Source organism: Pedobacter antarcticus (genome assembly GCF_900103515.1).
In the GTDB taxonomy this organism is placed as follows: domain Bacteria; phylum Bacteroidota; class Bacteroidia; order Sphingobacteriales; family Sphingobacteriaceae; genus Pedobacter; species Pedobacter antarcticus.
This window is the reverse complement of sequence record NZ_FNGZ01000003.1, coordinates 224,531-247,382: the sequence shown is the minus strand read 5'-3', so window position 1 is coordinate 247,382 and position 22,852 is coordinate 224,531. Positions and strand designations below refer to the sequence as shown.

Here is a 22,852-nt window from a genome sequence, read left to right as displayed (position 1 = left end):
TTACGAATGGTTAATCCAGCAGTGCTTTCGCTTTGTTGATCACATTCTCTTTTGTAAAACCAAATTCCTTATACAGATCCTCTGCCGGAGCAGATTCACCAAAGGTATGCATAGCCAGGATATCTCCTTCATCTGTAACATATTTATGCCAGCCTAAAGGGGAACCGGTCTCAACGGCGAGTCTTTTACGGATATTTTTCGGAAAAACGGACTCCCTATAAGCAGCATCCTGCTTTTCAAATAACTCCCAGGAAGGCATACTTACTACTCTAACAGGAATTCCGGCAGCTTCCAAATCTTGTTGTGCTTCCAATATAAGCGCAACTTCGGAACCTGTAGCAATCAGTATCAGTTTCGCCTCGACAGATGCTTCAGAAAGAATATAAGCTCCTTTTTCCAATCCTTCTGCTTTTCCATATTTCTGCTGATCCAAGACGGGAAGACCCTGACGGGTTAAAACCAGTACCACCGGACCATCATTATGTTCCAGCGCAACCTTCCATGCTTGTGCAGTTTCATTTGCATCTGCAGGCCTGATTAAAGTAATATTGGGAATTGCTCGTAATGCGATTAATTGCTCAACTGGCTGGTGAGTTGTGCCATCCTCTCCTAAACCTATACTATCGTGTGTATAGATAAATATAGGTCTGATTTTCATGATGGCGGCCAGCCTGATCGGAGGACGCATATATTCAGAGAATATTAGAAATGTAGCTCCGTATGGAATTACACCGTCGGTTAGTGCCATACCCACAAGTGCCGACCCCATAGCGTGCTCCCGGATTCCAAAATGAAGGTTCCTTCCGCCCCTGTCTTCGCTGCTAAAGCTGGTGAATTTCTTCAATAATGTCTCAGTGGACGGTGCAAGATCAGCCGCGCCACCAATTAATCCCGGCAGCTTATCAGCAATCGCATTCAAAACTTTTCCTGAGGCTACACGGGTAGCCATTTTATCTTTGGATGGTTCAAATACAGGAAGCTGCTCCTTCCAACCTTCCGGCAATTGTTTTTTTCTGGCAAGTGTATACTCAGCAGCCAGGTCGGGAAATTCCTGTTCATAGGCAGCAAAGAGTTCATCCCATTTCTGATTAGTCGTTTTACCTTTGTCTCCAGCTTTTTTATAAAAATCTGCAACTTCAGCAGAAACTTCAAAAAAGGATTCAGGGTCAAAACCGAAACCTTCTTTGACCAGTTTAATTTCATCAGGACCAAGGGGCGAACCATGTGCTCCGGCAGTATTTACTTTATTCGGACTACCATAAGCGATCTGTGTACGGACTTTAATCAGGGATGGTTTCTGTGTCTCGAGTTGTGCATTACGAACCGCATTCTGAATAGCTGTCAGATCATTTCCATCCTCCACCACCTGAACATGCCAGTTATAAGCCTCAAATCTTTTAGCGACATCCTCATTAAAAGATATTGCTGTATCGCCTTCAATGGATATATGGTTGTCATCATACAGATAAATCAGGTTACCGAGCTCGAGATGCCCGGCAAGCGATGCTGCTTCCGAAGTTACTCCCTCCATCATATCTCCATCGCTGCAAATGGCATATATTTTATAGTTAAAAATCGGGAAGCCTGGTTTATTATACCGGGCAGCCAAATGCTTCTGCGCAATGGCAAAACCGACTCCATTAGCAAACCCCTGCCCAAGCGGACCGGTCGTGACATCCACACCATCGATCAATCCATGTTCGGGGTGTCCGGCAGTTTTACTGTGCAGCTGCCTGAAATTTTTCAGATCATCTATGCTGACATCAAATCCGGTTAGGTGCAATAAGCTATACTGCAACATACAGCCATGACCAGCAGAAAGGATAAACCTATCCCTGTTTGCCCATTCAGGGTTTCCAGGATTATAATTCATCGTATGTGCATACAGCACATGACCCATTGGCGCAGCTCCCATAGGCATTCCGGGGTGACCGGAATTAGCCTTCTGCACTGCATCTATTGATAACACGCGAATCGTATCGACCGCTTGTTGTTCTAAGTTGTTTTCTGACTCCATATCAAATAATTAGGTGTACAATTAAACAATCACATTCGCGCCGTTTTGTTTTCTAAGGTTTATTTTTTGACAGAAAACTTATAGACAGTTGTGGAATTAAGTGTTTTACCTGGCTGTAAAATGGTAGAGGGAAATGATGCCTGATTCGGTGAATCCGGGAAATGCTGTGTTTCCAGACAGAAAGCAGAACGGTATCCGTAACGGCCTTTTCCTTTTCCATTATCTTTTTCACCCGTCATAAAGTTTCCGGTGTAGAACTGTACGCCTGGCTCGTCGGTAAGCACTTCCATTTCGATCCCTGTTTTTGGGCTGCTTACTATCGCGGCCTGCTTCAGACCTGCCCCTTTTCTCAATACAAAATTGTGATCATATCCTTTACCATTTTTAAGCTGAGCATCGTCTGCATCAATCCGCTCTCCTATTGGCGTTGGTTTGGTGAAATCGAAAGGTGTACCCACAACTTTAGCCAGCTTGCCGGTTGGTATCAGAGCGGTATCAACAGGTGTATATTCATCAGCATTTAATTGAACGATATGGTCCAATACCGATGGATCACCAGCGCCGTTCAGATTAAAAAAGGAATGATTAGTGAGATTAACTGGCGTGGCTTTATCTGTTTTTGCTTCATAAGCGATCTTTAAAGAATGATCATCCTGTAGCGTATAGGTAACTTTAACCTGTAAATTACCAGGATAACCGCCTTCGCCATCTTTGGACGTATAACTAAGTTCCAGGGTTTGCGGATCTACCTGCACGCCGGTCCAAACTTTGGCCTGGTAACCATCAGTTCCACCATGCAATGAGTTTAAGCCATTATTTACCTGCAGCTGATAGCTCTTACCATTGAGGGTGAATTTCCCTTTTGCTATACGGTTCCCATATCTGCCGATCAGGGCGCCATAATAAGATTCCGGTTGTTCCTGGTAAGGTCCGATAGCATCATGGCCCAGGACTACGTCGACGAGTTGATCTTTATTATCTTTTACAAGCAGCGACACTACCCGGCCACCATAATTGGTAATTGCGGCTTCATCGCCACTTTTATTTTTTAATACGTATAAATGAGTTGCCTGTTCATTATATTTTCCCTGAAAAGCCAGCGAATCGGGCAGAGCTACTGCAGCAGAACTATGGTTCAGCGAGTCTACCGCTGATTGCTTAGCGCGTTCAGAAGTACAGGCAGTAGATAATCCTGCAAATAATACCACTGCAGGAAAGACGTAACGGTTCAATTTCATAATTACATGTTTATATTTAGCAAAAGCAAATTAGTCAAATTTATATTAACTGTCATAACAACAATTAATATAAATTCTTCATATTTTGCGTAAAAATTATTAATATCAAATTTAGTCATTATATCTAATTAGCCTAAAACACCACTAATGACCGACGCTACGAATAAAAAACGCATACTTGTTGCTATAGATTGTATCATCTTCGGTTTCGATGGTGAACATTTAAAAATCCTGCTGATCAAAAGGGGCTTTGCACCCGAGCAAGATAAATGGAGTCTGATGGGTGGTTTCATTAATCCCGACGAAGGCATGGATGAGGCAGCCAACAAGATTCTGCTTCAGTTGACCGGACTGGACGGAGTTTATCTGGAACAACTACATGCTTTTGGCCGTCCAGACCGTGACCCGATGGAACGTGTAGTTTCTGTAGCCTATTTTGCTTTAATTGATATTCATAAATATGAGACACAACTCAGTGACCAGTACCATGCCGAATGGTTTCTGATTAACGAAATGCCGAAGCTGATCTTTGATCATGATGAAATGGTGGAAATTGCCAAACAGAAAATCAGGTATAAAGCTGCACTCCACCCGCTGTTATTTGAGCTGTTACCGCGCAAATTCACTATCCCGCAGCTGCAAAGTTTATACGAAGGCGTATACAATACGAAAATTGACAACCGTAATTTTATACGTAAACTAACTTCTACAGGCCTGCTGATCAAGCTGGAAGAGAAAGATAAATCTAACTCTAAAAAAGGTGCTTTCTATTTCAAACTAGACAAGAAAAAATATAAAGCCAAGTTCCAGGCTTTTCTGAATTTCATTCCTAATCCGGAAAACCTGATTAGTTAATCTTTATGGCCGGCAATCGCCGGCCATTTCTTTTTTCGCCATTTCATCCCATAATCTTTCCTGAAACAGTAATCAGACAAGTTTTGATTACCAGTCCGCCGCATTTCTCTTGCGACACTGAAAAAAAATTATCTGCTTTTTTCCTAAATAATTTCGTTTACCAAATAAATAAACGTTAATTAGACATTTATAAATCTGATGGTATATCCATTAGCTAACCAAATTATAAAACTGATGAAAACAGACCAATATGTTATCGGGGTTGACTACGGTTCAGATTCTGTCCGTTCCGTCCTGATCAACGCAACGAACGGAAAAGAAATTGCTTCTTCGGTATTCAACTATCCCCGCTGGAAACAGGGTTTATATTGTGACCCCTCCGGCAACCAGTTTCGCCAGCATCCGCTGGATTATACGGAAGGACTCATCTATACGATAAAATCATGTCTGGCACAGGCTGAAGAAAAGGATATTGCCTCGGCCGTACGGGCTATTGCAGTAGATACAACCGGATCGACACCCGTAGCAGTGAATGAAGCCGGGGTCCCACTCGCATTATTACCAGGATTTGAAGATAATCCTCATGCTATGTTCGTACTATGGAAAGACCATACTGCTGTTAAAGAAGCTGCACAAATCAATGCGCATGCAGTCAAATTTGATACAAATTACCTCTCCTATTGCGGCGGCATTTATTCCTCGGAATGGTTCTGGGCAAAACTACTCCGTACCTTACGCGCAGACGCAGCAGTTCGTGAAGCTTGCTATTCCTGGGTAGAACATTGTGATTGGATCCCTTTTCTGCTAACCGGAGGAACCAGCGTTACCAGCATGAAAAGAAGTCGCTGTGCTGCAGGACACAAAGCACTTTGGGCAGAGGAATTTGGGGGACTGCCACCTGAAGAATTTTTCAGTTCACTGGATCCCCTATTAAATGGCTTCACCTCAAGATTATTCAAAGAAACATATACTTCCGATATCTCTGCCGGCACCCTGTCAGAAGAATGGGCAGAAAAGCTAGGCCTGCACACTGCAGTTCAGGTCGGTGTAGGCGCTTTTGATGCACACATGGGTGCTGTTGGTGGGCAAATCGAACCTTATCATCTCAGTAAGGTAATGGGTACATCAACCTGTGATATTCTTGTCGCCCCTGCGGCTGATATCAACGGTAAACTTATCCACGGTATCTGCGGCCAGGTCAATGGATCTGTTATTCCCGGAATGACAGGTCTGGAGGCAGGGCAATCGGCTTTCGGTGATACTTATGCCTGGTTCCGACAACTATTGTCATGGCCATTAAAAAACCTGCTTGCGCAATCAGCCTTGATCGATGCGGCAACTGCTGCTGCACTGGAACAGGAATTGACTGACCGGCTAATTCCTGAATTAAGCAGACAGGCTGCGCTACTGCCATTATCTGCTGACGATGAGCTTGGTCTGGACTGGTTTAACGGAAGAAGGACACCAGACGCCAATCAGGAATTAAAAGGTGCACTGATTAACCTGGATCTGGGCACCGATGCGCTCCGAATGTTCCGTGCACTAGCGGAAGCTACCTGTTTCGGTGCCAAAAACATTGTAGATCGTTTTACCAGCGAAGGTATCCCCGTAAAGGGAATTATAGGCATCGGCGGTGTGGCGAAGAAGTCACCTTATATTATGCAGATGATGGCTAATGTTCTCAATATGCCAATACGCATTCATCAGTTCGAACATACCTGCGCATTAGGCGCCGCCATATTTGCCGCAGTAGTTGCCGGGATTTATCCCACTGTGGAAGAGGCGATGAAGGGCATGGGAAGTGGATTCGACGCAGTCTATGAACCAGAACCAGAAAAGGTGGGGTATTATGAGTCCAGATTTGGTCAGTATCTGGCTTTGGGAAATTTTATTGAACAACATCAACCTTAAATCAAATGAATAACTACGAAGATATCAGGGAAGAGGCCTATGCAGCGAATATGCAGTTGCCAGCCTTTGGACTAGTACTTTTTACTTTTGGAAATGCCAGTGCCGCAGACCGGAAAAAAGGAGTTTTTGCGATTAAACCAAGCGGGGTTCCTTATTCAGAATTGTCACCGGAAAAAATGGTTATCGTAGATTTTGACGGTCAAACTGTCGAAGGGAATCTACGTCCCTCTTCAGATACGCAGACACATGCCGTACTTTATAAGCACTGGTCGGAAGTAGGCGGAATTGTTCATACCCATTCTACTTACGGAACAGCCTGGGCCCAGGCATTGGAACCAATCCCGGTCTTTGGCACCACTCATGCTGACCACACGACACTTGCAGTACCATGCGCGCCGCCGATGGATGATAAAAAAATCAGTGGTAATTATGAATATGAGACTGGCTTCCAGATTATGGAACACCTGGAAATTTCAGGATTGAACTATAAGGAAACGGAAATGATTCTAGTGGGTAACCACGCCCCTTTTACCTGGGGTAGCACTGTAGAGAAAGCCGTTTACAATAGCGCTGTTGTAGAAGAACTGGCCAGAATGGCTTTTCTCACTATGCAGATAAACCCTGCTGTTCAGCCAATGAAAGCAGCATTAATTAAAAAACATTACGAAAGAAAACACGGCTCGGACTCATACTACGGCCAATAAAAAAAATCAGATGACTATAAATCTTAAACAATCAGAAGCCTGGTTCATTACAGGAAGCCAGCATTTATACGGTGAGGAAACACTGAGACAAGTTGCTGAACATTCCATGAAAATTGCAGCCGCGCTTAATGACGCATCGGAAATACCCGTAAAAATTGTGTTTAAACCAACTGTTAAGACGCATGAGGAAATTTATGAGGTCTGTCAACAGGCCAATCAATCAGAAAACTGCATAGGCATTATTGCCTGGATGCATACATTTTCACCGGCTAAAATGTGGATAGGCGGGTTAAAAATATTGCAAAAACCACTTTTACACCTGCATACCCAGTTTAACCGTGATATCCCATGGAGCACGATGGATATGGACTTTATGAATCTGAATCAAAGTGCGCATGGAGATCGCGAATTCGGTTTCATCATGTCCAGAATGCGCATTAACAGAAAAGTAGTTGCAGGTCACTGGGAAGATCCGGAATTACGGGCAGGTGTAGGTGCATGGCTGCGGGCTGCGGCTGGATGGGCAGACCTCCAGGGAGCAAAATTTGCACGTTTTGGTGACAACATGCGTAACGTTGCGGTAACTGAGGGCGATAAGGTTGAGGCAGAGATTAAGTTTGGCTACTCCGTAAATACTTATGGGATCGGCGATCTTGTTAAAGTTATAAACCAGACCTCAGATGCAGATATTGACCGTCTGGTTAAAGAATATGCCGACTCCTATGAACTGGCTGTAAACCTGCAAAAAGGAGCTGCACAGCATGCTTCTTTACGTGAAGCGGCCAAGATTGAAATAGGTCTGCGTAACTTCCTGCAAGACGGAAATTTCAAGGGATTCTCCGACACTTTCGAGGATTTGTATGGCATTAGCCAATTACCTGGAATTGCAGTACAGCGTTTAATGAGTGAAGGTTATGGCTTTGCCGGTGAGGGAGACTGGAAAACGGCAGCACTAGTCAGAACCATGAAAGTAATGGGTAGTGGTCTTAAAGGTGCGAATGCTTTCATGGAAGATTACACTTACCATTTTGAACCCGGCAACTCTTTTGTCCTGGGCTCACACATGCTAGAAGTTGATGCCGCATTAGCTAAAGGACCAATAAAATGTGAAGTTCATCCATTGGGGATAGGCGGGAAAGCAGATCCGGTAAGACTGATCTTTAACGCAGAGAATGGTCCGGCATTAAATGCTTCTATAGTAGATATGGGCAACAGGTTCCGAATGCTCGTAAATGTAGTTGATGGCGTCCAGCAGGAGCATGAATTGCCCAAACTGCCGGTTGCCAGAGTATTGTGGAAACCACAACCCGATATGAAAACGGGGTGCGCAGCGTGGATTTATGCCGGAGGTGCACACCATACCTGCTATAGCGAAAACCTGACTGCAGAACACCTAACCGATTTCGCGGGCATGGCGGGCATTGAATACGTTGGTATCGATAACCATACGCAAATTCAGCAACTGCAGAATGACCTTAGATGGAATGATGCCTATTACCAGTTAAACAGATAAATCCAGGAATTACCTAACCAAATATACTTTATGAGCAATAGTTTAGTGACTGCAGATTATGTGGTCTTCATTATCTACTTTCTGGTTGTATCAGGATACGGCTACTCGATATACCATAAAAGGAAAAAAGATGAACAGGATGCGAAAGCATTCTTCCTGGCTGAAGGCACATTAACGTGGTGGGCTATCGGAGCTTCACTAATAGCATCCAATATATCGGCTGAGCAATTCATCGGTATGAGTGGCGAAGGATTTTTCCTTGGTATTGCTGTAGCTGCCTATGAGTGGATTGCAGCCATTGCCCTAATTATTGTGGCTGTCTGGTTTATCCCGGTCTACCTCAAAAATAAGATTTATACCATGCCACAATTTCTCCAGACCCGGTATAATGAATCCGTAGCCTTAATTATGGCTATTTTCTGGTTATTTTTGTATGTCTTTGTTAACCTGACATCCATTCTTTATCTCGGTGCAGTCGCCATTAATGGCCTGACAGGAGGAGGTTATCTGCATATCATTATGATTGCACTGGCTGTCTTCGCACTGTTTATTTCATTAGGAGGAATGAAAGTAGTGGCGTACACAGACGTAATCCAGGTGGGCGTTCTGATTCTGGGCGGATTAGTTACCACTTATATTGCATTAACAGTAGTTGGTGAGAAATTCGGCGTGGGCAGCAATGCAATTGCTGGTTTTAATGTGCTGATGGAACAAGCTCCGGAGCATTTTAAAATGATTATTCCAAAGCCTACTGCAGAATCGACACAAAACGAGATCAGCAAATACCTGACGTTCCCCGGACTGGCTTCTTATGTTGCAGGAATCTGGATCATCAATCTAAATTACTGGGGCTGCAATCAGTATATTACACAACGCGCGCTGGGTGCCGATCTGCATACTGCAAGAACGGGAATTCTGTTCGCAGGGTTACTTAAATTATTAATGCCCTTAATAGTGATGCTTCCAGGTATAGCTGCTTATGTTCTTTACAAAGGCGGCCATCTCCCGCAGCTGATAGGCGGCAAGGACGGTGCATATTCTGCAGTACTCACGTTCCTCCCTACCGGACTGAAAGGACTGTCTGTGGCAGCACTTACAGCTGCTATCGTAGCTTCTCTTGCCGGAAAGGTAAACAGTATCTCAACCATCTTCACATTAGACGTATATTCAAAGTATTTCAAAAAAGATGCGAATGAAAAAGAACTTGTATTGGTGGGAAGGACTACCGTATTTGCGGGGCTGATTCTGGCAATACTTTTCACTTGGAATGACGTCCTGGGCATTGGCGGTGTGGGTGGATTCACCTATATACAGAAATATACAGGATTTATCAGCCCAGGTGTATTTGCTATGTTCTTTTTAGGAATGTTCTGGAAAAGAACTACTGGCTCTGCGGCTATTGCAGGCGTCCTTGCGGGTTTCATTTTCTCTGTGTTTTTCAACGAGTTTGCCCCTGCGGTTATGGGTAATGAAAATATACTCTACACTGCATATCCGAATGGAAACGGCGGTTATGAAATTCCTTTTCACATCTGTATGGGATTATCGTTCGGCTTCACAATGCTGATTATGATTGTGATGAGTTTTGCAGGACCTAAAATTAATCCGAAAGCATTTGAACTGGACAAATCCATGTTTAAAGTTAAACCTTCAACCATGGCATTGATTATCCTTACGCTTTTAATCATCACTGCCCTTTACGTAAAATTCTGGTAAAGGCTCAAACTGTCAAAATTTCAATTAAAAATAAAGAGCCTGTATCATTGAAGTAAACCCCAAAAGTTGGACAGATTAGAAAATTAAGTTTTTTGTGCAAGAGCTCGGTATTCCACCGGGCTCTTTTTTATTTCGTTGAGAAAGTATGGAATCTGCATTCACATTCGGATATTGTTAAAGGTTAAAACGGTGTTGATAGGGTATTGATACGGTGTTGAGTCGGTGTTGATATACCCAATTACCGACTGAATACCCTGTCAATACCGGCTCAATAGCCTTTTAGCGTAAAGCAAGCTAACCGGTATACTTATTTCAGGAATGAACAACATGGTTAAGGTTAGGCAGATCTTAAATTCAAACATTGCTATGGCCTAAAGAGCTATTTTTAATTGAAATTCTATATATTTTAGAACAGGTTTACATTATTCTTGTAAATTCTGTTTTTCTTCAGCCTGTACCGGAGCTTCAGGGTCAAGTTCCACACAGCCTTCTTTATCCTTACGTGAAAACAAGATTGGATAAAGAAAGAGGAACCCTCCTAGCATGAACAAAAAACCTGAAAGTTCAAGCAGGTATTTACTCCAGCTACTATCCTCATCGCTCATTAAATATGTCACAAGAGCCACAACAGCCAATAAAATAGCAATTAAAGCTTTTTGAAGTTTCATTGTTTTGATCATGATGCAGGTGTTGAGGTTAATTTCTGGCAGTAAATATATATATCAAAAATCAAACTAGCTGAAGAATCTGAGTTCCAATGTAATTCTTGACACTTCTACTATTTTTCATTCTTAATACGTAACTTTGCATCCTTATTTTTTTAAGATACTGGATTGATGTATAGGGAATTTAAACAATTAGAACTGCCTAAAATAGGTAAAGAGATACTGGAATTTTGGAAAGCGGAAAATATCTTTGAGAAGAGTATTTCTACCCGCTCTAAAGCTAACCCATTTACTTTTTATGAAGGTCCGCCTTCCGCAAATGGCATGCCTGGTATACACCACGTTATGGCCCGTGCTATTAAAGATATCTTTTGCCGTTACAAGACCCTGAAAGGTTTCCAGGTGAAACGTAAAGGCGGATGGGATACGCATGGTTTACCAATCGAACTTGCTGTTGAAAAGAAACTAGGTATTACAAAGGTAGACATCGGTACTAAAATCACTGTGGAAGCTTATAACGCTGCCTGCCGTGAAGAAGTTATGCGTTATACAGATATCTGGAATGACCTGACTGAAAAGATGGGTTACTGGGTAGACCTGGAAAAACCATATATCACTTATGAAAATGAGTATATCGAATCACTGTGGTGGATCTTAAAGACATTTTACAATAAAGGACTGCTTTATAAAGGATATACCGTACAGCCTTATTCCCCGGCTGCAGGTACTGGCCTGAGCTCTCATGAGCTTAATCAGCCAGGAACCTACAAAATGCTGAAAGACACTTCGATCACGGCACAGTTCTTTATTAAAAAAGATCAGGAACATCCACTGATGTCAGTTCTGTTCAGTAATGAGCAGGAAGAAACAGCGATTATCGCCTGGACAACTACACCATGGACTTTACCATCCAACGGTGCACTGGCAGTAGGTGAGAAAATTGCTTATATTAAAGTGGCAACTTTCAACCCTTATACCTTCAAACCCGTTAGCCTGGTGCTCGCAAAAGATCTACTTGCCAAACATTTCAAAGCTGATGCGAAAGACCTTGATTTTACGGCCTATAAAGGAGGCGATAAACTGATCCCCTGGACAGTTACAGCTGAATTTACGGGTAAAGATCTTTGTGGCCTGAAATATCATCAGTTACTGGATTATGTAACTAATCCGGAACTGGAAGAAAAAGCATTCCGTGTAATTCCCGCAGATTATGTAACCACAGAAGACGGTACAGGTATCGTACACATTGCCTCTGTTTTCGGAGCAGACGATTTCCGGGTTGCCAAAGAGAATGGCGTACCGGCAGTTATGGTGAAAGACGAGCAAGGCAATGAACTTCCGTTAGTGAATAAACTAGGTAAATTCGTAGACGAAGTAACAGATTTCGCTGGGAAATATGTCAAGGAGGAATATTATACAGACGAAGAGCGTCAGGCATCCGATTTCAAACCGACCGATGTATTAATCGCGATTAAGCTGAAAGAAGATAATAAAGCCTTCGACGTTAAAAAATACGAACACAGTTATCCACATTGCTGGAGAACTGATAAACCGATCCTCTATTATCCACTGGACAGCTGGTTTATTAAAACGACTGCGGTAAAGGAGAAAATGGTGGCATTGAATAAAACCATCAATTGGAAACCTGAAGCTACCGGTACAGGCCGTTTTGGGAACTGGCTGGAAAATTTGGTAGACTGGAACCTTTCCCGTTCACGCTACTGGGGTACACCGCTTCCAATATGGAGAACTCAGGATGGAACGGAAGAGAAATGTATCGGTTCAATTGCAGAGCTGAATGCTGAAATTAAAATGGCTGTTGAGGCTGGGTTTATGGATGCCGCTTTTGAATTGAAAGATATGCACCGTCCTTTTGTAGATGATGTGATCCTGAAATCAGAAAAAGGTGAACGTATGTTCCGTGAGGCAGACCTGATTGACGTTTGGTTTGACAGTGGAGCTATGCCTTATGCACAGTGGCATTATCCGTTTGAAAATGCAGAAGAGTTTGAAAATTCATATCCTGCAGATTTCATTGCAGAAGGTGTAGATCAAACGCGTGGTTGGTTCTTCACCCTACATGCTATAGCAGTGATGTTGAGCGAAACCAGTAAAGAAATTAAAGCCGTGAATGCTCGTGTGGGTAACGGTGGAATCGCGTATAAAAATGTTGTTTCTAACGGTCTCGTACTGGATAAAAACGGCAATAAAATGTCTAAACGTCTCGGCAATGGTGTAGATCCATTCCATACGATTGACACTTACAGTGCAGATGCCACACGCTGGTATATGATCAGTAATGCTTCTCCCTGGGACAACCTGAAGTTTAACACAGAAGGCCTGGACGAAGTAAGAAGAAAATTCTTCGGTACTTTATATAACACCTACGCCTTCTTTGCACTGTATGCAAATATCGACAAATTCGAAATCGATCCGGAAAATGAGACACCTGTTCAAGACCGTAGTGAATTAGATCGCTGGATTCTTTCTCTACTGCAAAAGCTGATCAATGAAGTTGACGAGAGCTATGCAACATATGAACCAACAAGAGCAGCCAGAGCAATCCAGACTTTTGTAGATGAGCATTTGAGTAACTGGTATATCCGTTTATCACGCCGTCGTTTCTGGAAAGGTGAAATGACAGACGATAAGAAAGCAGCTTATGAAACGCTGTATACTTGTTTGGTACGCATTTCTCAGCTAATGTCTCCCGTAGCACCATTCTTTGCAGACTGGTTATACCAGAACCTATCAGTAGGTAAGGCTGTTACTGCAGAACAATCTGTTCATTTGAGCCTATGGGAATCTGGCAACACCTCACTGATCGACCAGGACCTGAACGAAAGAATGGAACTTGCACAACAGATCTCTTCAATGGTACTTTCACTGAGAAAGAAGATGAGTATTAACGTACGGCAACCATTAGCCAAGATCCTGATTCCTGTACTGGATAAAGGTTTTGAGCAAAAAGTTGAAAAGGTGAAAGATATCATTCTCTCTGAGACAAATATCAAAGACATTGAATTCATTACCGACACTGCCGGATTTATTAAAAAGAAGTTAAAACCAAATTTCAAGGCTTTAGGCCCGAAAGTTGGTAAGGATATGAAAACTGTAGCGGCTCTGCTAACTGCTTTGAGCCCGGAAGAACTGGCTGTCTTTGAAAAGGATGGCTTATTTAAAGTCCCTGGAACCAGCTATGAAGTCCTGCTGGAAGACGTAGAAATTATCGCGGAGGATATTCCCGGATGGCAGGTAACTAACCTGGGCAGCCTGACGGTTGCACTTGATGTTACCATTACCGGAGAGCTTAAAGAAGAAGGCTTGTCAAGGGAGCTGATTAACAGAATTCAGAACCTGAGAAAAGAGCTTAATTTTGAAGTTACAGACCGCATTACAGTAAGTTTACAACAGCATTCATTGATAAGTACTGCAGTAGAAAAGAATAAAGACTACATTTGCGCGGAAATTCTTGCCGATAACATTTCACTACAGACTGCTCTGGATGGAGGAAACAAAATAGTGATCGATGATGTTGAACTACAAATTTTGATTGCAAAACAATAATTACTATGGAAAAACCAACGAAAACACGCTACTCAGACCAGGAGCTTCAGGAGTTCAAAGAATTGATCCAGGAAAAATTACGCATGGCGAGGGAAGAATTCTTGTCTTTGACCAATTCCTTAAGCAGCCCTAATTCCAATGGAACTGAAGATACCTCTGGAACTTACAAAACGCTTGAAGATGGATCTGCTACTTTAGAGAAAGAACAATTGAACCAGCTTGCTGCCCGTCAGAAAAAATTCATCGAGAATTTGGAAGCTGCATTGGTACGCATCGAGAATAAAACTTATGGTATTTGCCGTGAAACCGGCAAACTGATTCAGAAAGAAAGATTACGTGCAGTTCCACATGCAACTTTAAGTATGGAAGCTAAATTGAAACAAGCATAATGAAAGGCTATACTAAACCGATACTTCTGATATTACTTGTGGTTTTGATTGATCAGCTTTCAAAGACGTGGATTAAAACCAATATGTTTATCGGGCAGGAATATAAAATTCTCGGCAACTGGTTTATTATCCATTTCACAGAGAATAACGGTATGGCATTCGGTATGGAGTTTGGCGGGGAGTTCGGAAAACTTGCCTTGTCACTCTTCCGTATTTTAGCTGTTGCAGGTATTGGTTACGGGCTTCATTATATGATTAAACATAAGTACCACAGAGGGCTCATCCTGAATGTGGCACTGATCTTTTCAGGTGCATTAGGCAACATTATAGATTCTGTGTTTTACGGAAGGATCTATGATTATGCTACACTATTCCACGGACGGGTAGTAGATATGCTCTACTTCCCCTTAATGGAGGGTGTATTTCCCAAATGGGTTCCAATCTGGGGAGGCGAAGAATACATCTTTTTCCGTCCGGTATTCAATATTGCTGATTCCGCCATATTTATTGGTGTAGTTACAATCCTGATTTTTCAAAAAACTTACTTCAAGGAAGAAGTCACAGAAGAAATTGGTCCTAACAACGAATTACTGGAAGACTAAACACACTAAAAACACTTATAGACTAAAGCTATCCTCCTGTAGGATAGCTTTTTTTGTGAATTTAAATCTAGTGTTATGGAAACGGCACGATTTTTACATCTATTCATTAAACACACAAAAATTATTATCATGAAAAAATTATTAACCCTGGCTATCGTTGCCCTTTTCAGTTTCAATGCTATGGCGCAAGCCGATTTACGTAAGAAAATATCTGTCAACGGTACTGCTGAGACCGAAGTTACCCCGGATATCATCTACCTGAGCATCTCACTTAAGGAGTATCTTAAAGATGGAAACAGCAAGAAAAAAGTTGAAATTAACGAATTAGAAACACAGCTTTTTAATGCCGTACAAAAAGCGGGGATTCCATCGGAAAACCTGATGATCAATAATTTATCCAGCTATAACACAATTGCTGAGAAAAAGAAAAACCCTGACTTTTTAGTAAGTAAACAATACCGACTAAAAGTAACTGACCTGAACAAATGGAACCAGCTAATGGCAGCGATTGACCCAAAAGGCATTGCTTATACTAACATTGAAAGCTTTGATTACTCCAAAATAGAAGCACTAAAAAAGGAATTAAAAATTAAAGCATTACAGAACGCTAAGGAGAAAGCTCAATATCTGGTTGAAGCAATAGGTTCTCAGCTTGGTGCGCCACTAGACATCCAGGAGATCAATAATGAGTCATTTCCACAGATGAACTACCGTTCAAGCCCAATGATGATGAAATCAATGGCTGAAGATTCTTCTGGTGGAATGGTATCCCCGGATATTGACTTCAAAAAAATCAAATTAAACTACCAGATGAATACTGTATTCGAAATTAAATAATGCCTATTGTAAACTACACTCCCTTCAGATAAATCGGGGTTATAGGAGCAATAGAATCAGTATAATGATTGAAAAAGGATGTTTATCACCCTTAAAAAGAACCTACCAGGAAATTGGTAGGTTTTTTGTTATCCAGAAATAACAATCATCTCCAATCAAAAATTTAGAACTATGAAAAAATTAATTTACTCCCTTACGCTGATTTTCATGTTAGGTATCAGTGTCAACACAGTTTCTGCTGCGACTACTAAAGATAAGGTAGAAATGACCGTCGAGCAGAAGGCAAAATTAGAAAGAATTACAAATCGTGTGGAAGAAATTAAATCCATGGATAAGTCTAATCTTTCCAAAGCAGAGAAAAAAGAACTGCGTAAAGAACTTAAGGAAATGAAACATCAGGCCCGTGCTTTAGGCGGAGGTGTTTATCTTTCTGTGGGTGCTATTATCATTATCATCCTGGTACTGATCCTGGTTCTGTAAGAATCACCAAAAACTTATAATAAAAGGCGTTCAGTTATTGAACGCCTTTTCTATTTTACATCGAATATTAACGGACATCTACATGTTCATTAATGAACACTTCAAGCGCAAAATCCGCATTTAAGAACCCCTGATAAGGGTATTCTATCATGGCATTTGGATTGGCATAGGCTCATCAAACATTACAAAAACTTATCGATGATGATCCGTAAAACCATTATGCTTGGCCTATTGACGCTTTGCGCACATGCAGGCTTTTCTCAACAGAATAAAACTGCAGAGACCCCATTATATCAGGAAATTTTTAAAGCAGACAGCCTGATGTTTCAGGCCTTCAATAACTGTGACAGCATTACATACCGGAAGTTTATAAAAGACGACCTGGAATTTTACCATGATCTGGGGGGCTTCACAAAAGGAGCTGCCAATGAAATGTTATCTATTAAAGAAATGTGTGAAAGAGGTAACCACATTCGCCGTGAGCTTATAAAAAGCAGTCTTGAAGTACACCCGCTAAAAGGATATGGAGCAGTTGAAATCGGCACCCATCGTTTTTACCATACCAATAAAGGCCAGGAGGAAAAGATCAGCGGAACATACAAATTTGTACAGGTTTGGGAATTTAAAGACGGTTTGTGGAAACTTGCCCGGGTAATCAGTTATGGCCATGAGAACGTCAGCAATGATTAGAACAGGTTTCACATTGATCCTTTTGCTCCTATTATGGACAAATGCTTACACGCAAATCAGAACATTGAATGGAACTTATGTTTCAGATAAGGCAATGGATGAGTTTCTAAAACAACAAATAGATTCAGGCGCAGTTCCTGGCTTATCCATAGCAGTAATCAATGATGGGAAAATTGTATTTCACCGTGCAATTGGCAGCGCCAATTTGGCTAATCATACACGGATAAACAAATCATCCATTTTTGAGGCCGCGTCCTTATCTAAAACTATGTTCACATATTTTGTACTCAGACTCGTAGATAAGGGCATTCTGAGTCTGGATACACCTTTACACACCTATCTGCCCTATCCTGATATTGCATACGACGAACGTTATAAATTAATCACGGCACGTATGGTATTGAGCCATACTGCAGGGTTTCCAAATTGGCGAACGCGCAATTTCGCCGATAGTAGCAGAAATATCCCAAAAGGGGACTTGTATTTAAAATTTAAACCGGGAACAGAGTTTTCTTATTCCGGAGAAGGCTATTATTATCTGGCTAAGGTTATTGCACAATTAACTAAAAATAGTCTGCAGACACTCGATAAATTATTCCAGCGGGAAGTCTCGGCACCTATGGGTTTACCATATGCCTGGTTTAGCACCAACCCTTTCATTACCAAACACAAAGTTACAGGTTATGTCGATAAGAAGGCACGCGACAACTGGCCAGCTTCGATAGTCGGCCAGGACTCAACATGGTTTGGTGCGGCCGGAGGTTTACATACAGAGGCCCTTACGTATGCTAAATTTCTGACAGCACTCATGAATGACTCGGGCCTTTCCCGTCAAAGCATAGAAGAATTCTTTAAAGCTCAGGTCGTACTCTCTGATCCTGCAGATCATGACGGCGATACAGCCTGGTGTCTTGGTCTATCCGTCAGACCAGGTTTAACTACACCAGATAATAACCATCGCGGAGATAATGGAAATTTCCAATCCTATTACCGGATAAATATGGAGCGTAAAGACGGTTATGTATTTTTTGCTAATTCAAACCATGGTGGGGAATTCAACGAAAAACTTGAAGCTTTTTTCAAAAAAGGTGTTTATGCAGAATCCGCAGAACGCTTCGGTAATACCGGAAAGCTGGCGGTCTCTAAATAAAAAAAGGGCATTCATCAAAAATGAATGCCCTTTAAACTAGGAGTGATTATTAATCAATTCTGTCGAATCCTGTATATGCAGCCAATACTTCCGGCAGTATGATACCTTCCGGTGTCTGACAGTTTTCCAGAATAGCAGCGACAATACGTGGTAAAGCCAATGCACTTCCATTGAGCGTGTGTGCCAATTGAGTTTTACCCGTATGACCTTTATATCTCAACTTAAGTCTGTTCGTCTGATAAGTCTCAAAATTAGATACAGAAGAAACCTCAAGCCAGCGTTGCTGTGCAGCGCTCCACACTTCCATATCATAAGTCATAGCAGAAGTAAAGCCCATATCACCACCACAAAGACGTAATACACGATAATGCAGTCCAAGCTCCTTTAATAAGGATTGCACATACAGGCTCATCTCTTCCAATACTGCGTAAGATTGCTCAGGATGAACGATTTGTACCAGCTCCACCTTATCAAACTGGTGCAGCCTGTTTAATCCGCGCACATGTGCACCATAAGAACCAGCCTCTCTGCGGAAACATGGTGTATAAGCCGTGTTCTTGACTGGCAGATCTTCCTCTTTTAGAATAACGTCCCTGTACAAATTAGTGACAGGAACCTCCGCAGTAGGGATCAGGTACAGATTATCTTCAGTTACGTGATACATCTGCCCCTCTTTGTCCGGTAATTGTCCGGTGCCGAAACCAGAAGCTTCGTTTACCATTAAAGGTACCTGCATTTCGCGGTATCCACTTTCCGTCGCGCGGTCCAGGAAGAAGTTAATCAGCGCTCTTTGCAGACGTGCTCCCTTTCCTTTATAAACCGGGAATCCTGCGCCGGCTATTTTAGTACCAAGTTCGAAATCTATAATATCATATTTAGCCGTCAGTTCCCAGTGCGGAACAGCACCTTCGTGTAATACAGCAGGGCTTCCGTGTGTATAAACAACTTCATTTTCTTCCGGCGTAGTGCCTGCAGGCACAGCTTCAGCTGGAAGGTTAGGTAACTGAACCAGAGCCTGATGCAACTGCTGTTCGGCCGCTAACAATTGCTCTGACAGCTGTTTAATCTGTTCCTTGTTAGCTGATGTAGTTTGTTTAATCGCTTCTGCCTCCTCTTTCTTACCATTACGCATCAGTTCACCAATTTGTTTGGCGCTTGAATTTGCAATAGCAGATAGGTTATCCAGTGAAGTTTGAGTTTGTCTGCGTTCTTCATCAATTCTGATAATTTCATCAACCAGCTCTGGCTGTTTGAAATTACGCACGCTTAAGCGTTCTAAAACTTTCTCTCTATTTTCGCGGATATAGTTAACTTGCAGCATTATTTATTTTTTTCAGCAAATATAACAAGTTTTGGAGAATACCACAGGCGGCAAACTATTTCTGGTACCGACACCGATCGGGAACCTGGAAGACATGACATTCAGAGCAATACGTATCCTGAAAGAAGCTGATGTGATCCTGGCAGAAGACACCAGGACAAGCGCACCACTGCTAAAACATTTCGGAATAGACAAGAAAGCCTACTCCCATCATCAGCACAATGAACACCAGGCTACTGCTGAAATTATACGTTTTCTGAAGGAAGGTAAACAAGTAGCCCTGATCTCAGATGCGGGGACACCGGCAATCTCTGATCCCGGTTTTTTCCTCGTACGGGAAGTTCTCAAGCACGATTTACCAATAGAATGCCTGCCTGGCGCAACAGCATTCGTCCCTGCACTGGTTAATTCAGGCCTGCCGACTGATTCCTTTGTTTTTGAAGGGTTCCTGCCAGTTAAAAAAGGAAGACAAACCAAACTGACTAAACTCGCTGCAGAAGAAAGGACTATCATCTTATACGAAAGCCCGCACCGCCTGCTAAAGACTCTGGAAGAATTCTGTACTTATTTTGGTGAAGACCGCCAGGCATCCGTGAGCCGGGAACTGACAAAAATGTATGAAGAAACAGTAAGAGGTACGATTCTTGAAATAAAATCACATTTCGAAAACAATATCTTAAAGGGTGAATTCGTAATTTGTGTCGCTGGCAGGGAGCCTCAGAAAAAGGAAAAAAGAAGTTACCGTAAAGATCAGCCCGAAGAAGACGAAGATTAAGATCCAGAAAAGCCTTTGCAGAGAATTCCCTGAAGAATCAAATTTCCGAATGGGATATTAGGGTAAACAAATTAAAAACAGGGTAAACAGATAAAAAGGTATAAAATGAATATAACCGAAAGATTTTTAAATGATGAGCAAGATCCTAAAGCTGTTGAAAAAGTATTAGGCAAACTGAGTGATATGCTGGTTACCGGCGAAGAACTTCTTTATCTGGCTGTACAGAAAAAACCAGCAGTAAACTTGCTTCCCGACTGCATCGTAGTAAGTAATAAAAGGATCTTTTATTGTGAACCAGCTAATTTCGGTATCACTATGAACTTCAAGGATATTTCCTGGAAAAGCATTAAAGAAGTGTCCTTTAAAGAAGAACTCTTCGGTTCTAAGTTCATTTGTGTACCGCAGCACGGAGAGAATATCATTACAGAATATATCCCAAAAGTACAGGCACGTAAACTTTACCAGGCCGCCTACGAGCAGCTTGAGGCTTTTAAAGAACAGCAGCGAAATACAGAACTGGAAGAAAGACGTGCCGCACAGCAGCAGCAATCACAGCAACCGCTGGTTATCACAGAAATTCCGGTACAGGAAAGTATTCCGGAACCAGAACCCGTAGTTTACCTCCCAGCTCCTGAACCTGCCCCGGAACCAGAAGATGAAACCACGCTGAAACTCCGAAAACTCAAAACACTTTACGATAAACAACTGATCACCCAGGAAGAATACGAAGCCAAGAAAGCAAGTATTTTAGCTGATCTATAGTCTCTGATGAAGATAAAATCAAATTATGCACTGGCACTATCCAGTGCTTTTCTACTTTGGCTGGCCTGGCCACCAATTCCCTACACGACCCCTTTATTATTAGTTGCCCTGGTTCCCCTGTTTATAGCAATCAGCAGGATTATGTCAGAACCAGACCCGAAAAAAGGAAAGCAGGTTTTCCTGACAGCAGGATTAACTTTTCTGGTTTGGAATACAGCCTGCATTTACTGGGTATATAACGCCATAAGTGCTTATAACAATCCTGTGGTAGCCCTTCTGGTGTCACTCATTCCCTATGGTTTGGGTGCACTATTAATGACCTTTGCCTTTTGGTTGTTCTACCGCCTTAAATTAGTTACAGCCAGCCCAAAACTAGCATATTTCGGGTTGGTCAGCTTTTGGGTAAGTATGGAATATCTCCATGCATCCTGGGACCTTGCCTTCCCCTGGATGACTCTGGGCAATGGACTCGCGGGAATGCATCAGCTTGCACAATGGTATGAAACTACCGGCGTGTATGGCGGTTCCGTATGGATCATTCTGAGTAATATTCTCGCTTTTGAAGCCTGGAAAAGTTATCAGCAAAATACCGGTTACCTGAAAATCAGGACTGGACTTGGCTGGTTGCTGCTCGTATTAATCCCAGTAGGGATTTCACTTGCCAAATATTACAATTACCAGGAAAAACCGATGCCGGTCAATGTTGTTGTGGTACAACCCAATATAGACCCCTATGAGAAAATGGGTGGTATGTCCACGGCCAACCAGCTAGATATCTTAACTAAATTATCCGATTCAGTTGCGCAGGTCAATACAGAATATTTCATCTGGCCAGAGACGGCACTCCCTAGCTATGTTGACGAAGAGAAGATCAGAGACAGCCGTGAGTTCCACAGCTTACAGCAGTTTCTAAACCGGTACAAAAACGGCACCCTGATAACCGGGATGGAAACCATGCGTTTTTATAACGAGCAAAAAACTATTTCATCATCCCTGGATCCAAACAGCGGACGTTATTACGATCATTTTAATACTGCTGTACAGTTAGAGAATTCGCCGAATGTGCAGTTTTATCATAAATCCAAATTGGTTCCTGGTGTTGAGAAAATGCCTTTCCCTAAATTATTATCGTTCCTTTCCCCTGTATTCGCAGGCCTGGGCGGCACAGTATCCGGCTGGGGGTGGCAGGACGATCCCGGCGTTTTTTATTCACAGAGTGGCGTAGGCGTAAGCCCTGTTATCTGTTATGAATCACTTTGGGGTAGCTGGATCGGTCAATCCGTTAAAGACGGTGCGCAGCTTATTGCGATTATCACTAATGATGGCTGGTGGGGAAATACTTCCGGAAAAGATCAGCATTTCCTGTATGCCAAACTTAGAGCGATAGAAACCCGCCGCTGGGTAGTCCGCTCTGCTAACACTGGTATTTCAGGTTTTATTGATCAGCGCGGGGACGTTGTTAAACAATCAGGATGGTGGAAAAGAGATGCGCTGAAGATGGATGTGAATCTGAACGACCAGCTCACCTTTTATACCAAAAGCGGAGATATCATCGCTCAGCTGCTCAGCCTTTGCGGCATCGGGCTGGCACTATTGATTCCCTTGAAAGCATTCAGTAGAAAAAAAGCATAAAACACCCTTAATAAGAAAAGCTCATCGA

19 protein-coding genes are annotated in these 22,852 nt (G+C 42.4%); 15 read left to right on the top strand and 4 right to left on the bottom strand.

Annotation, left to right across the window (positions count from 1 at the left end):
• Positions 1-10: 10 nt before the first annotated feature.
• Both tkt and BLR53_RS08270 read right to left on the bottom strand, forming a co-directional pair.
• Positions 11-2,017: a transketolase gene (gene tkt, locus BLR53_RS08275; protein WP_074588930.1), complete on the bottom strand. Its 2,007-nt coding sequence runs from the start codon at positions 2,015-2,017 to the stop codon at positions 11-13.
• A gap of 59 nt (positions 2,018-2,076) precedes the next feature.
• Positions 2,077-3,255: an aldose epimerase family protein gene (locus tag BLR53_RS08270; RefSeq protein ID WP_083332040.1), complete on the bottom strand. Its 1,179-nt coding sequence runs from the start codon at positions 3,253-3,255 to the stop codon at positions 2,077-2,079.
• A gap of 147 nt (positions 3,256-3,402) precedes the next feature.
• Between BLR53_RS08270 and BLR53_RS08265 the strand changes: the two genes are divergently transcribed.
• From BLR53_RS08265 to BLR53_RS08245, 5 genes are all read left to right on the top strand, one after another.
• The gene (locus BLR53_RS08265; protein ID WP_037438423.1) at positions 3,403-4,110 is read left to right on the top strand and encodes an NUDIX hydrolase; all 708 of its coding nucleotides are present in this window, start codon (positions 3,403-3,405) and stop codon (positions 4,108-4,110) included.
• Positions 4,111-4,344: 234 nt separating this feature from the next.
• Positions 4,345-6,021 (top strand): ribulokinase, encoded by a 1,677-nt coding sequence (locus tag BLR53_RS08260; RefSeq protein WP_074589292.1) that lies wholly within the window; start codon positions 4,345-4,347, stop codon positions 6,019-6,021.
• 5 nt (positions 6,022-6,026) lie between these two features.
• Complete coding sequence (gene araD / locus BLR53_RS08255) at positions 6,027-6,725, top strand: L-ribulose-5-phosphate 4-epimerase AraD (RefSeq protein WP_037438424.1); 699 nt, start codon at positions 6,027-6,029, stop codon at positions 6,723-6,725.
• Between the two features lie 10 nt (positions 6,726-6,735).
• Positions 6,736-8,238 carry an L-arabinose isomerase gene (araA, locus tag BLR53_RS08250; protein WP_037438425.1) on the top strand — a complete coding sequence of 501 codons (1,503 nt, stop codon included), beginning with the start codon at positions 6,736-6,738 and terminating at the stop codon, positions 8,236-8,238.
• Positions 8,239-8,268: 30 nt separating this feature from the next.
• Positions 8,269-9,954 (top strand): sodium:solute symporter family transporter, encoded by a 1,686-nt coding sequence (locus BLR53_RS08245; RefSeq protein ID WP_037438426.1) that lies wholly within the window; start codon positions 8,269-8,271, stop codon positions 9,952-9,954.
• 422 nt (positions 9,955-10,376) lie between these two features.
• Here the strand turns inward: BLR53_RS08245 and BLR53_RS08240 are convergent, their stop codons facing one another.
• Positions 10,377-10,634, bottom strand: coding sequence for an isoleucyl-tRNA synthetase (locus BLR53_RS08240; protein WP_074588928.1), 258 nt, complete (start codon positions 10,632-10,634; stop codon positions 10,377-10,379).
• 156 nt (positions 10,635-10,790) lie between these two features.
• On the opposite strand from BLR53_RS08240, the gene ileS reads away from it, so the two are divergent.
• From ileS to BLR53_RS08205, 7 genes are all read left to right on the top strand, one after another.
• Entirely contained in the window at positions 10,791-14,186 is a 3,396-nt protein-coding gene (gene ileS / locus BLR53_RS08235; RefSeq protein ID WP_074588926.1) for an isoleucine--tRNA ligase, read from the top strand.
• 5 nt (positions 14,187-14,191) lie between these two features.
• Positions 14,192-14,575, top strand: a complete 384-nt coding sequence (locus BLR53_RS08230; RefSeq protein WP_037438429.1) for a TraR/DksA family transcriptional regulator — start codon at positions 14,192-14,194, stop codon at positions 14,573-14,575.
• Positions 14,575-15,177 carry a lipoprotein signal peptidase gene (locus BLR53_RS08225; protein ID WP_037438430.1) on the top strand — a complete coding sequence of 201 codons (603 nt, stop codon included), beginning with the start codon at positions 14,575-14,577 and terminating at the stop codon, positions 15,175-15,177. Before BLR53_RS08230 ends, BLR53_RS08225 begins: the two co-directional genes overlap by 1 nt.
• Before the next feature lie 129 nt (positions 15,178-15,306).
• Positions 15,307-16,014, top strand: coding sequence for an SIMPL domain-containing protein (locus BLR53_RS08220; RefSeq protein WP_074589287.1), 708 nt, complete (start codon positions 15,307-15,309; stop codon positions 16,012-16,014).
• Positions 16,015-16,185: 171 nt separating this feature from the next.
• Complete coding sequence (locus BLR53_RS08215; protein ID WP_037438432.1) at positions 16,186-16,494, top strand: seryl-tRNA synthetase; 309 nt, start codon at positions 16,186-16,188, stop codon at positions 16,492-16,494.
• A 198-nt stretch (positions 16,495-16,692) separates the two neighbouring features.
• Entirely contained in the window at positions 16,693-17,184 is a 492-nt protein-coding gene (locus BLR53_RS08210; RefSeq protein ID WP_051759627.1) for a nuclear transport factor 2 family protein, read from the top strand.
• Entirely contained in the window at positions 17,162-18,334 is a 1,173-nt protein-coding gene (locus BLR53_RS08205) for a serine hydrolase domain-containing protein (RefSeq protein WP_074588924.1), read from the top strand. The genes BLR53_RS08210 and BLR53_RS08205 overlap by 23 nt, the downstream gene beginning before the upstream one ends.
• A 49-nt stretch (positions 18,335-18,383) precedes the next feature.
• Here the strand turns inward: BLR53_RS08205 and serS are convergent, their stop codons facing one another.
• Positions 18,384-19,655, bottom strand: coding sequence for a serine--tRNA ligase (gene serS, locus BLR53_RS08200; protein ID WP_037438433.1), 1,272 nt, complete (start codon positions 19,653-19,655; stop codon positions 18,384-18,386).
• 31 nt (positions 19,656-19,686) lie between these two features.
• On the opposite strand from serS, the gene rsmI reads away from it, so the two are divergent.
• From rsmI to lnt, 3 genes are all read left to right on the top strand, one after another.
• The gene (gene rsmI, locus BLR53_RS08195) at positions 19,687-20,430 is read left to right on the top strand and encodes a 16S rRNA (cytidine(1402)-2'-O)-methyltransferase (protein WP_051759630.1); all 744 of its coding nucleotides are present in this window, start codon (positions 19,687-19,689) and stop codon (positions 20,428-20,430) included.
• 105 nt (positions 20,431-20,535) lie between these two features.
• Positions 20,536-21,192, top strand: coding sequence for a PH domain-containing protein (locus tag BLR53_RS08190; RefSeq protein ID WP_074588922.1), 657 nt, complete (start codon positions 20,536-20,538; stop codon positions 21,190-21,192).
• A 6-nt stretch (positions 21,193-21,198) separates the two neighbouring features.
• On the top strand, positions 21,199-22,824 hold the full coding sequence (gene lnt, locus BLR53_RS08185; protein WP_074588919.1) for an apolipoprotein N-acyltransferase: 1,626 nt from the start codon (positions 21,199-21,201) through the stop codon (positions 22,822-22,824).
• The last annotated feature ends 28 nt before the right edge of the window (positions 22,825-22,852 follow it).

Bases quoted from the DNA above. Each gene is read 5' to 3' on its own strand.
- tkt (WP_074588930.1), bottom strand. From the start codon at position 2,017: ATGGAGTCAGAAAACAACTTAGAACAACAAGCGGTCGATACGATTCGC.
- BLR53_RS08270 (WP_083332040.1), bottom strand. From the start codon at position 3,255: ATGAAATTGAACCGTTACGTCTTTCCTGCAGTGGTATTATTTGCAGGA.
- BLR53_RS08265 (WP_037438423.1), top strand. From the start codon at position 3,403: ATGACCGACGCTACGAATAAAAAACGCATACTTGTTGCTATAGATTGT.
- BLR53_RS08260 (WP_074589292.1), top strand. From the start codon at position 4,345: ATGAAAACAGACCAATATGTTATCGGGGTTGACTACGGTTCAGATTCT.
- araD (WP_037438424.1), top strand. From the start codon at position 6,027: ATGAATAACTACGAAGATATCAGGGAAGAGGCCTATGCAGCGAATATG.
- araA (WP_037438425.1), top strand. From the start codon at position 6,736: ATGACTATAAATCTTAAACAATCAGAAGCCTGGTTCATTACAGGAAGC.
- BLR53_RS08245 (WP_037438426.1), top strand. From the start codon at position 8,269: ATGAGCAATAGTTTAGTGACTGCAGATTATGTGGTCTTCATTATCTAC.
- BLR53_RS08240 (WP_074588928.1), bottom strand. From the start codon at position 10,634: ATGATCAAAACAATGAAACTTCAAAAAGCTTTAATTGCTATTTTATTG.
- ileS (WP_074588926.1), top strand. From the start codon at position 10,791: ATGTATAGGGAATTTAAACAATTAGAACTGCCTAAAATAGGTAAAGAG.
- BLR53_RS08230 (WP_037438429.1), top strand. From the start codon at position 14,192: ATGGAAAAACCAACGAAAACACGCTACTCAGACCAGGAGCTTCAGGAG.
- BLR53_RS08225 (WP_037438430.1), top strand. From the start codon at position 14,575: ATGAAAGGCTATACTAAACCGATACTTCTGATATTACTTGTGGTTTTG.
- BLR53_RS08220 (WP_074589287.1), top strand. From the start codon at position 15,307: ATGAAAAAATTATTAACCCTGGCTATCGTTGCCCTTTTCAGTTTCAAT.
- BLR53_RS08215 (WP_037438432.1), top strand. From the start codon at position 16,186: ATGAAAAAATTAATTTACTCCCTTACGCTGATTTTCATGTTAGGTATC.
- BLR53_RS08210 (WP_051759627.1), top strand. From the start codon at position 16,693: ATGATGATCCGTAAAACCATTATGCTTGGCCTATTGACGCTTTGCGCA.
- BLR53_RS08205 (WP_074588924.1), top strand. From the start codon at position 17,162: ATGAGAACGTCAGCAATGATTAGAACAGGTTTCACATTGATCCTTTTG.
- serS (WP_037438433.1), bottom strand. From the start codon at position 19,655: ATGCTGCAAGTTAACTATATCCGCGAAAATAGAGAGAAAGTTTTAGAA.
- BLR53_RS08190 (WP_074588922.1), top strand. From the start codon at position 20,536: ATGAATATAACCGAAAGATTTTTAAATGATGAGCAAGATCCTAAAGCT.
- lnt (WP_074588919.1), top strand. From the start codon at position 21,199: ATGAAGATAAAATCAAATTATGCACTGGCACTATCCAGTGCTTTTCTA.